Here is a 312-nt window from a genome sequence, read left to right as displayed (position 1 = left end):
CCGCAGAAGCCAGCTTCGGCTTCCAGGACGGACAAACGGAGAAATCCGGGCTGTACACCGGCAATCGCCGGATATGGTGGCGCGGGGTGGAGCAGCTTCCCCGTCCGACCGCAGAAGCCAGCTTCGGCTTCCAGGACGGACAAACGGAGAAATCCGGGCTGTACACCGGCAATCGCCGGATATGGTGGCGCGGGGTGGAGCAGCCCGGTAGCTCGTCAGGCTCATAACCTGAAGGTCACAGGTTCAAATCCTGTCCCCGCAACCAATACTCAAATAGCCCGGCTCGTCCGGGCTTTTGTGTATTGATAGCCC

1 tRNA gene is annotated in these 312 nt (G+C 60.9%); it reads left to right on the top strand.

Going from position 1 to position 312, the window contains the following annotated elements:
• Positions 1–188: 188 nt before the first annotated feature.
• Positions 189–265, top strand: a tRNA-Met gene (locus FHW16_RS28560).
• Positions 266–312: the final 47 nt, after the last annotated feature.

Source organism: Phyllobacterium myrsinacearum (genome assembly GCF_014138285.1).
Classification (GTDB): Bacteria; Pseudomonadota; Alphaproteobacteria; order Rhizobiales; family Rhizobiaceae; genus Phyllobacterium; species Phyllobacterium myrsinacearum_A.
This window is presented reverse-complemented; position numbering and strand designations above follow the sequence as displayed.